A 10,220-nucleotide genomic window follows, 5' to 3' on the forward strand; every position below is an offset into this window, starting at 1 on the left:
AATATGTGATTTTATAACCTCTGAACTGTAATTGCTCACAGGTGCCGCAGATTTTTGCAGGCTCTTTTGTTCGCTATAGCCTACTATGCGGACAAAAGAGACCGTGAAAAGCTGGGGTACCTGTGAGTAATTATGATATATCAACCAAACCGACCGGTTATGTAATCTTCAGTTAACCGGTGACCCGGGTTGGTGAAAATCTGTTCCGTTTGTCCCACTTCCACCAGGTCTCCGAGGTGAAAATAGGCGGTCCGCTGGGAAACCCGGGCCGCCTGCTGCATTGAATGGGTGACGATCACGATTGAGAACTGGGTACGCAGTTCGGCGATCAGTTCTTCCACTTTGGCCGTGGCGATGGGGTCAAGGGCGGAACAGGGTTCATCCATCAGGATCACTTCGGGACTGACTGCAATGGCCCTGGCGATGCAGAGTCGCTGTTGCTGGCCGCCGGACAGCCCCGTCCCCGGATCATGGAGCCTGTCCCTGACCTCTTCCCATAATCCCGCCTTTATCAGTGAATCTTCCACTATCGTATCAAGTTCTTCTCTGGTTCTGGTCAGGCCATGTATCTTCGGGCCGTAGGCGACATTGTCATAGATTGATTTAGGAAAAGGGTTTGGCTTTTGAAAAACCATACCGACCCGGGCTCTTAAGGGGACAATGTCCACTGAAGGATGGTAGATATCTTCTCCATCAAGGTGGATTTCACCCCTGACCCGACAAATCGGGATAGTATCATTCATACGGTTGAGACAGCGGAGAAAAGTGGACTTTCCGCAGCCTGAGGGGCCTATCATGGCAAGGACCTCTTCTCTTCCCACATCAATGGAAACATTATTGATGGCCCGTTTTTCACCGTAAAAGACCTCCACATTCCTGCAGATCATTCGAGGATTATCAACAAAAGGTGTGCCGATTGTCCGGCTGCCTGCTGATTTTTCCCTGTTCAGTTCATTGGAAACAGTGGTTTCAGGGTGAGTGAAAGCTGTTTTTTCGAGTTCCGCTGTCAGTTCCATTTTCCGCTCCCATGCATAAATTTTGGTATCAGCTTAGGCGGTGAATCATAATTACAATTCAAGGCTAATAAAATCATAGAGTTACCACCTCAGAGTTTGTTTTTTCCCGGAAAACTGATAACCACCAGGGAATGGAGGGAAGAATGAACAGGGCGGGGCCTGAACCTGATGGCTATCAGTGGAGGGCTTACATCTCTATGGTTTTGAGAGTGGCAGCATTAGCCCGATATTTGTCTCTTTCCGCATCAGGCATGGGAATCATACCCTTGTCGGCCAGATAGCCTTCCGGACCCCAGGCCTTTTCACTGGTGAATTCGGCCAGGTATTCCCGGATACCGGGGATAACGTCCACATGGGCCTTTTTCACATAGAAGAACAGGGGACGGGAAATGGGATATTTCCCGTCGGCAATGGCTTCAAAAGTCGGTTCCTGTCCCTCAATTGTGGAACCCTGGATTAAATCGCTGTTCTGGTCCAGATAGGAAAAACCGAAGATACCCACGGCGGCAGGGTTGCTCTGCAGTTTCTGGACAATCAGATTGTCGTTTTCTCCCGCTTCAATATAGGCGCCGTCCTCCCGGATGGTATGGCAGAGTTTTTTATACTTTTTTTTATCCTTTTTTTTCATGGTCCTGATAAAATCAAAAGTCTTGCCGCCGCCCTCCATGGCCAGTTCAACAAAGGCGTCACGGGTACCGGATGTGGGAGGAGGCCCGAGCACCTCGATGGTGATGGCCGGAAGATCAGGATTGACATCCTGCCAGGTTTTATACGGGTTGGCGATGAGTTTTCCGGATCCGGCCGGGTCGGGAACATTTTTAGCCAGGGCCAGAAAGATATCCCTGCGTGTCAGTTTGAGGGGCGCTGCCTGTCTGCTGTTGGCCAGGACAATGCCGTCGTAACCGATTTTGATTTCCACGATGTCCTTTACACCGTTGCTGGCACATTTCTTAAGTTCTGATGATTTCACGGCCCTGGAGGCGTTGGTGATATCGGGGTAATTTACTCCGACACCGGAGCAGAACAGTTTGAAACCGCCACCGGAACCGGTGGACTCAATTTTCGGGGTTTTAAAGCGGGTTGTTTTACCGAATTTTTCAGCAACAACCGTGGCGAACGGGTAAACTGTTGATGATCCCACAATGGAGATGGTGTCCCGGGCCTGGGCAGGGCCATTGGCCAGAAAGAGTGACATGGCTCCTGCCAGGAAGAGGGTTTTTTTTACAAGTTTCATTGTTACTTTCTCCTTTTTTCTAATTTTTTATTAAAAAATGTTACCAGGTGATCTCGAATTTTTTACGCAGGTAGACAGCCAGCGCGTTCATCGAAATCAGAAAAGCCAGAAGAACCATGATGGCCGCCGAGGTTTTCTCGGTAAAGGCCCGTTCCGGGCTGTCCGCCCAGAGATAAATCTGTACGGGCAGTACGGTGGCTGCATCGGTGATCGAACCGGGAATATCGACGATAAAGGCCACCATGCCGATCATCAGTAATGGTGCTGTTTCCCCAAGGGCCTGGGCCATGCCGATTATTGTCCCGGTCAGCATGCCGGGGAGGGCCAGGGGGAGGACGTGATGAGTTATGGTCTGCAGTTTTGAGGCCCCTACTCCGAAAGCGGCTTCCCTGATGGATGGTGGAACCGATTTCAGGGAGGCTCTTCCCGCGATAATGATGGTGGGCAGTGTCATGAGAGTAAGAACGAGGCCCCCGACAAGCGGAGTTGAACGGGGCAGACCCCAGAAGTTTATAAAAATGGCCAGGCCGAGAAGGCCGAAGATGATGGATGGTACAGCCGCGAGATTATTAATATTAACTTCGATGAGATCCGTCCACCTGTTCCGTGGAGCATATTCCTCCAGATAGACTGCCGTTGCCGTGCCGATGGGGAAGGAAAGGGCAAGGGTAATAAGCAGGGTATAGAAAGAACCTTTTATTGCTCCCAGTATCCCGGCTAGCTCAGGTTCCCTGGAATCACCGGTCGTAAAAAATGTGGAATTGAATTCTTTCCTTATCCGTTTGCCTTCCTGCAGCATGAGCAGCCACTTCAGTTGAAGATCGCTGATCCGTGCATTACTTATTGTTTTTTCTCCATCGCCACTGACACCCGGCAGACCGCTTTTCATCAGCATATCCACATCATCATCCGCCGGAACCCATACGGTTTTTATGGTGCCGATCAGTTTCGGGTTATCATGAACCATTTGCCGAAGTCTGTAGGAAGCCGCCGGGCTGACAAGATGATAGAGGGCTCTCCTGTCCTTTCTCGTTTTCACCATTGGAAACATTTTTCGTAAAGAATATTTGACTATTCCGGGATAATCGGCTCTGGCAAGATTTTCATTCCTGAAGAAGTTCTGGTCAAAGTGGATGTCAATGGCAATCCGTGTCTGTTCAAATGCGGTGTACCCTTTGGAAAATATGGAGATAAATAGAAAGAGGACAAAGGCAATACTCATGATAACGGCCCAGAGACCCAGCAGACGAAAACTTCTTTCCCGCCTGTAGCGTCCGGCAAGCCCCTGCCGGATTATGGAGAAATTGTATTCGGCACTGTTTTGTCCAATTCTTGTATTGTTTTTCTTATTCATAATGTTCCCGGTATTTTCGAACCACCCGCAGGGCGATGACGTTGAGGCATAAGGTAAAGAGAAAGAGGAGAAGCCCGAGGGCGAAGGCCGCCAGGGTTTTTGGACTGTCAAATTCCTGATCACCCACCAGCAGGGTGACAATCTGGACGGTGACTGTGGTTACGGCCTGCAGAGGGTTGCAGGTAAGGTTTGCCGACAGACCGGCCGCCATGACAACTATCATCGTTTCACCGATTGCCCTGGAAACGGCAAGAAGAATAGAGCCGACAATACCGGGCAGCGCTGCCGGGATGATCACGTGTCTTATGGTCTCAAAATGAGTGGCTCCCAGAGCGAAAGAGCCGTCCCGCAGGGACTGGGGGACCGCGTGGATAACATCGTCCGAGAGGGAGGAAACGAAGGGGATGATCATGATTCCCATGACCAGTCCCGCGGCCAGGGCGCTTTCCGAGGAGACCGGCAGATGGAAAAATGTTCCCGTATCACGAATCATTGGGGCAACGGTAAGGGCCGCGAAAAAACCGTAGACCACCGTGGGAATTCCAGCAAGGATCTCAAGGATCGGCTTTGCCAGGGTGCGCAGGCGTTTTCCAGCATATTCCGACAGGTATATGGCGGACAGGAGTCCCAGGGGAATCGCCACCGCCATGGCAATGGAGGCGATAAGCAGGGTTCCAGCCATCAGGGGGATGACACCGAAGGCGCCGGATGATCCGGCCTGGTCTGCGCGGATTGCCATTTGAGGACTCCATTTCAGGCCGAAGAGAAAATCGGTCAATGGAATAATCCTGAAAAAATGGATAGACTCAAAAAGAACCGAAAGAACAATCCCCAAGGTGGTCAGTATTGCCACTCCGGAGCAGCAGATTAAAAATATCCTGACAATAAATTCAACCCGGTTTCGTGCCCGGAGTCCACCGTGGATGGATTTCAGGGTGAATACAAGGGAAAGAAAGGAGAGCAGAAGGAGTGACAGAGATAAAATGGTTCTGCCAGTGGCCTTCACTGTCATATAGTGTCTGGCCGCACCACCAATGACCGGATCAGCGATCCTGGCGGTGAAAGCCCCGGAGGCAATATTTTTTATATCGTTGATCACCAGGGATAATTCACTGGCGGGCAGTTGGAGAAGCGTTTCCGGTAATGTTTTATTTATCAGTGTGATGACAATTTTATCTTCCAGGAAGATCCAGAGGAAATAGAGGAGCAGAGAGGGAAGAATTGCGCAGATCATCGAATAGACGCCGTAATGGGTGGGGAGGGAATGGAGGGTACTGCCCCCTGCAGCCAGCTTTTTCGCTCTGGCCGCTGCACAGAAATAGGCGGCTGCGGCCAGGAACGTGAGGAACGGAAGTATGGAGTGATAGAGTGTTGACATTTTTGCGGTTGTTTCTGTTCGGAAGTTCCTACGGAAAGCGGGTTATGGTGCCTTCGACAAAATAGATCACCTCTTCGGCGATATTGACGGCCCTGTCACTGATCCGCTCCAGGTGACGGGCCAGCAGGTAGGTGTTTATATGGTAACCGGGATGTTCAGGATCCCGGCGGATCCGTTCCTTGATATCTTCGTAACAGCGGTTGCGGAGCTGGTCCACCGCGTCATCGGCAAGAAAGATCTCTCCGGCCGTTTTGGCATCCCGTCTGATCAAGGAGTCGATACTCTTTTTCAGCATGTCCAGAACACGGCTGCTCATTTCCGAGAAATCGTAGCTGACTGCCTCAGGGTGACGAAATTTGCCGATATTCTGGACCCGCATGCCAATACTCACGGCAATATCAGCGATCCGTTCCATTTCGTTATTGATCTTGATCACCGCGATCAGGAATCGCAAATCCCTGGCCACGGGCTGGTGGAGAGCAAGAATTTTCAGGCAGTCCTCTTCAATTTCAACTTCCATTTCATCCACTTCATAGTCCAGCAGAATAAGTGACCTGATTGTCTCCTCGTCCTTGGTCTCAATGACCTCTGCCGCCCTGCGGACACGCTCCTCAACCATGGTACTCAGCCGCAGGATCTTCCGGTTGAGTCTGGTCAGTTCGTGGTGAAAGGTGTAATGGGTGTTCATTCGTTTATTCCATCTGCTCAAAGTTAAATTTGAAGCAATTACAATTGAGAAGTAATAAAATCATCTGCTTGCTACCCCTGTAACCAGTTACAAATACCGAACAAGCATTGGCCGAAAGAATAGAGGGTAATTATTTTCCTGCTGTTAGATGAATATTAGGATACGGTTAGGAGGGGAAAAGGTGTTGCCGTGGTCACCAAAATAAAGCACCATAGTCTTGCCGGATTCGTAAGTGTCAGGTTGAGTTCTGTACGTAATCAGAAAAAGAAAAATGGTAATTACTCACAGGCACCCCAGCTTTTCACGGTCTCTTTTGTCCGCATAGGTAGGCTATAGCGAACAAAAGAGCCTGCAAAAATCTGCGGCACCTGTGAGCAATTACAGTTCAGAGGTAATAAAATCATATAATTGCCACCCCTGTGAGTAGTTACGAAAAATGAAAACAATGAAAAAAATAAATGTGCTTGTTGTGGAGGATGAGCCGGATATACAGCAGCTGGTCAGCTACAATCTGCTCAGGGCAGGCTATAATGTCAGTTGTGCGGATTCGGGTGAGCAGGCTCTGCGGATTCTTTGCAGGGAGGAAATTGATTGTGTTCTGCTGGACCTGATGTTGCCGGGTATCAGTGGTCTTGATGTCTGCTCAGCCATGAAAAACGAGATGGGAAAAAGGTTTTCGGCCATTCCCATTATCATGCTCACCGCCCGGGGTGAGGAGGAGGATGTGGTGACAGGCTTGCAGTGCGGGGCTGATGATTATATCACCAAGCCGTTCAGTCCGCGGGTTCTCGAGGCCCGCCTTCAGGCGGTTGTTCGCAGGAGCCAGGCGGCCGAAACAAACAAAAGAGATGATGGAAAACAGAGCAGGATTGAAGTGAACGGCCTGGCAATAGACCGGGGACGACATCTGGTGACCCTTCATGGACTAGAGTTACAGTTGACCATGACTGAATTTGGTATCCTGGCCCTTCTCGCCGGAAAACCGGGCTGGGTATTTTCCCGGCAGCAGATTATAGATGCTGTCCGCGGCTATGATTTCCTGGTGACCCCCAGGGCCGTTGATGTACAGATCTTCGGATTAAGAAAAAAACTCGGTGATTTCGGTACGATGATTGAGACCGTCAGGGGAATGGGATATCGGTTCAAGGGTTCAGAGTAAGCAATTACATTACGAAGAAGGAGGCGATTGAGCATGAAGATGGGACCGAGAAAGCTGCTGTGGCAGATGTTTCCGGTTAATGTGGTCATCATTCTTCTGGCTATTCTGGCTGTGAGCTGGTTTTCCACCTCCACGTTTCAGGAATTCTATTTCGCGGATGTAACGGCAGATCTTGAAGCCAGGGCCAGTTTGTTGAAATCAGGAATAAAGGAACTGATCCGGGGGAACAGGCAGAAGGAATTGAGACGATACTGTGTCTTTGCGGGGCGGGAATCCGGCACCAGGATAACGGTAATCCTGGCGGACGGCAGGGTTATCGCGGATTCAAAGGAAAACCCGGACATCATGGATAATCACCGTAACCGTCCGGAAATTAAGAAGGCATTGCTCGGAAAAACAGGAGTTTCAAAGCGATTCAGCCACACCCTGGAGGAGAACCTCATCTATGTGGCTGTTCCTCTTTACAATATTCTTTTTCACTCTTCTTCGAAGAGTAAAGGTTCAGCGGTGGAAGCTGTACTGCGTACTTCGGTTTCCGTGTCATCTCTTGACAGAACCCTGGAAAGAATGCGGCTGCGAATCGGCCTGGTCTCTTCTGGTGTGATTGTCCTTGCCGCCCTGGTTACTCTTCTCATATCCCGTAATATCAGCAGGCCCCTGGAACAGATGACAAGGAAGGCCGAGCAGTTTGCCCGGGGGGATTTCAGCAGTCGGATGGGGCCGGCAGCCGGAAAGGCCGCATCCCTGGAAGTTGTGAAACTCTCTGCCTCCATGGACAGGATGGCCCACCTGCTTGATGAGAAGATTCGTGAAATAGAAACTCACAGGAATCGGCTTGAGACGGTTTTTTCCAGCATGGTTGAAGCTGTGGTTGCCATTGACCGGCAGGAGCGGGTCATGTCGATCAATACTGAAGCGGCAAGGCTGTTTGGTGTTAAAAAAGAGGAGGTGGTGGGCAGACTGGTACATGAACTGGTACGAAACAACCGGCTGCAGCAGCAGGTCACCAACGTTCTTGAAGATGGTGTGCCTGTTGAGGACGAAATAACCCTTCCCGGTTCCTTCAGGGACAGGTATCTGCAGATTCATATTGTTACTCTGCAGGACATGGATGGGGGCGGTGGTGGTGTTCTGCTGGTAATGAATGATGTCAGTAAATTAAAACGCCTGGAAGGTATCAGGCGGGATTTTGTCGCCAATGTTTCCCATGAATTGCGGACTCCCACGACATCCATCCGCGGCTATGTCGAAACATTGCTCGACGGGGCTCTCGATGATCGGGAAGAAGCCAGGGGGTTTCTGCAAATTGTACTTCATCAGGCGGTTCGGCTTTCCACTATAATTGATGAGCTGCTGATCCTGTCCCGCATAGAAGAGGACTCAAACCGGGGGAATGTCCAGCTTGCGGAAGGACTGCTGAGGCCGGTGATTCTGTCTGCCGTAAAAAGCTGTCAGCATAAAGCGGAAAAAGCCGGTGTTGGTGTTGTTGTCGAATGTGGAGATGATCTGCAGGTTATGATGAACCATTCATTGCTTGAACAGGCGCTGGTCAATCTGCTGGTCAACGGCATCAGTTACAGCCCTGAGGGAAGTAGTGTTGTGATAAAGGTGAGCGAAGAGGAGAACTGTGGAGGTGGTTCACAGGTGCTCATTTGTGTAAAAGATGAGGGCTGCGGCATTGCCGACCGACATCTTCCCCGCCTGTTTGAGCGTTTTTACCGGATCGACAAGGCACGGAGCAGGAATCTCGGGGGGACCGGTCTCGGTCTTGCCATTGTAAAGCATATTGTACAGGCACATGGTGGGCATGTGGAGGTCAGAAGCGAGGAGGGGGCAGGTTCCGAATTTATGATAATACTTCAAAAGTAATCACAGTTCAGAGGTCAATGTCGTTAACTTAAGGACAAGATGGTTCATGAAAGTCCCATTCTGACCTTGGCCGAGGGTGTCTGCAGCCAGGACGGCTGCAGTCAAGCCCCCAGGGACGGGTTTGTGGCGTCCCTCGGACGAGGTCGGAATGGGACTCATCGCTTAAGTTAACGATGTTGCTGGGACACTTGAAAAACACGTAAGAAAATATAATGAGAAAACTCTTTGGTACTGACGGTATTCGTGGAGTCGCGAATATTTATCCCATGACTGTTGAAATTGCCATGCAGGTTGGCAGGGCAATAGCATTTATTGTTAAAAAAAGAGCCAAGGGGCACAGGATTGTCATTGGCAAGGACACCAGGCAGTCATGTTATATGCTTGAAAATGCACTGGCGGCAGGAATCTGCTCCATGGGTGTGGATGTATTGCTTGTCGGTCCGCTTCCCACGCCCGGAATAGCCTTTATCACAACCTCGATGCGAGCCGACGCCGGAGTGGTGATTTCAGCCTCCCATAATCCATTCCAGGACAACGGCATAAAAATTTTTTCCAGTGACGGGTTCAAACTGCCTGACGAGGTTGAGGCGGAAATAGAGGATCTTATTTTCTCCCAGAAAATGGCAGCACTCAGGCCTGTTGCCGATGAGGTTGGTATGGCCATGCGAATAGATGATGCCAGGGGGAGGTATATCGTCTTTTTGAAGAACACTTTTCCTAAAAAATATACCCTGGATGATTTTCATATCGTTCTCGACTGTGCCAATGGTGCAACCTACGGTGTGGCACCCCATGTATTTGAGGAGCTTGGGGCCAGGGTTACCACACTGGGCATAAGGCCGGACGGCAAAAACATCAACGATGCCTGCGGGGCTCTTTTTCCTGAATTGATGGCCGAAAAAGTCAGAGAAACCGGTGCCGATATCGGTCTGGCCCTCGATGGAGACGGGGATAGGTTGATCGTCTGTGACGAACGGGGCGAGATAGTGGATGGTGACCATATTATGGCCATCTGCGCCGGGGAATTGCTTAAACAGAGAAAACTGAAGAAAAAGACCCTGGTATCAACGGTCATGTCTAATATGGGCCTTGAGGTTGCCATGGAAAAGATGGGCGGCAGAATGGTACGAACCGCGGTCGGGGACCGGTATGTTGTCGAGTGCATGCGAAAACATAAATATTCATTTGGCGGTGAGCAATCCGGCCATCTTGTTTTCCTGGATCATATAACCACTGGAGATGGAATTCTTGCCGGCCTGCAGCTTCTGGCCATCATGAAGAAGAGAAAAAATCCACTCTCGGAGCTTGCGACCATCATGCACAGCTTCCCACAGGTTCTGAAAAATGTACGGACCAGCACAAGAATTGACGTAAAGAATCTTCCTGAATTTACCGAAACAGTTGAAGAATATGAAAAACAACTCGGTAATGATGGACGTATCCTGGTGCGGGCGTCCGGCACGGAACCGGTCATACGAGTCATGGTGGAGGGGAAGAATTCAGAGGAAATTAATACAATTGC

8 protein-coding genes are annotated in these 10,220 nt (G+C 50.2%); 3 read left to right on the top strand and 5 right to left on the bottom strand.

All coding sequences use genetic code 11. The annotated features are described in order from the left end of the window. Nucleotides 1-140 precede the first annotated feature (140 nt). The 5 genes from pstB to phoU all read right to left on the bottom strand — a co-directional run bounded on the left by pstB (nt 141) and on the right by phoU (nt 5,670). On the bottom strand, nt 141-1,016 hold the full coding sequence (gene pstB / locus ACXLDX_RS08110) for a phosphate ABC transporter ATP-binding protein PstB (protein ID WP_457576687.1): 876 nt from the start codon (nt 1,014-1,016) through the stop codon (nt 141-143). A gap of 187 nt (nt 1,017-1,203) precedes the next feature. Next, nucleotides 1,204-2,250: a PstS family phosphate ABC transporter substrate-binding protein gene (locus ACXLDX_RS08115; protein ID WP_457576688.1), complete on the bottom strand. Its 1,047-nt coding sequence runs from the start codon at nt 2,248-2,250 to the stop codon at nt 1,204-1,206. 40 nt (nt 2,251-2,290) lie between these two features. Beyond that, a complete protein-coding gene (pstA, locus tag ACXLDX_RS08120) occupies nt 2,291-3,604 on the bottom strand; it encodes a phosphate ABC transporter permease PstA (RefSeq protein ID WP_457576689.1) in 1,314 nt (437 codons plus the stop codon). Then, the gene (gene pstC / locus ACXLDX_RS08125) at nt 3,597-4,982 is read right to left on the bottom strand and encodes a phosphate ABC transporter permease subunit PstC (RefSeq protein WP_457576690.1); all 1,386 of its coding nucleotides are present in this window, start codon (nt 4,980-4,982) and stop codon (nt 3,597-3,599) included. Before pstC ends, pstA begins: the two co-directional genes overlap by 8 nt. Nucleotides 4,983-5,010: 28 nt before the next feature. Next, complete coding sequence (gene phoU, locus ACXLDX_RS08130; protein ID WP_457576691.1) at nt 5,011-5,670, bottom strand: phosphate signaling complex protein PhoU; 660 nt, start codon at nt 5,668-5,670, stop codon at nt 5,011-5,013. Nucleotides 5,671-6,115: 445 nt separating this feature from the next. Here phoU and ACXLDX_RS08135 point away from each other — a divergent pair, with 445 nt between their 5' ends. The 3 genes from ACXLDX_RS08135 to glmM form a co-directional block, all read left to right on the top strand. Then, nucleotides 6,116-6,829: a response regulator gene (locus ACXLDX_RS08135; RefSeq protein WP_457576692.1), complete on the top strand. Its 714-nt coding sequence runs from the start codon at nt 6,116-6,118 to the stop codon at nt 6,827-6,829. A 33-nt stretch (nt 6,830-6,862) separates the two neighbouring features. Further along, nucleotides 6,863-8,698 (top strand): ATP-binding protein, encoded by a 1,836-nt coding sequence (locus ACXLDX_RS08140; RefSeq protein WP_457576693.1) that lies wholly within the window; start codon nt 6,863-6,865, stop codon nt 8,696-8,698. 212 nt (nt 8,699-8,910) lie between these two features. Next, nucleotides 8,911-10,220 (top strand): phosphoglucosamine mutase (gene glmM, locus ACXLDX_RS08145; protein ID WP_457576694.1); only part of this gene is annotated, 1,310 nt, incomplete at its 3' end.

Source organism: Desulfomarina sp. (genome assembly GCF_054039375.1).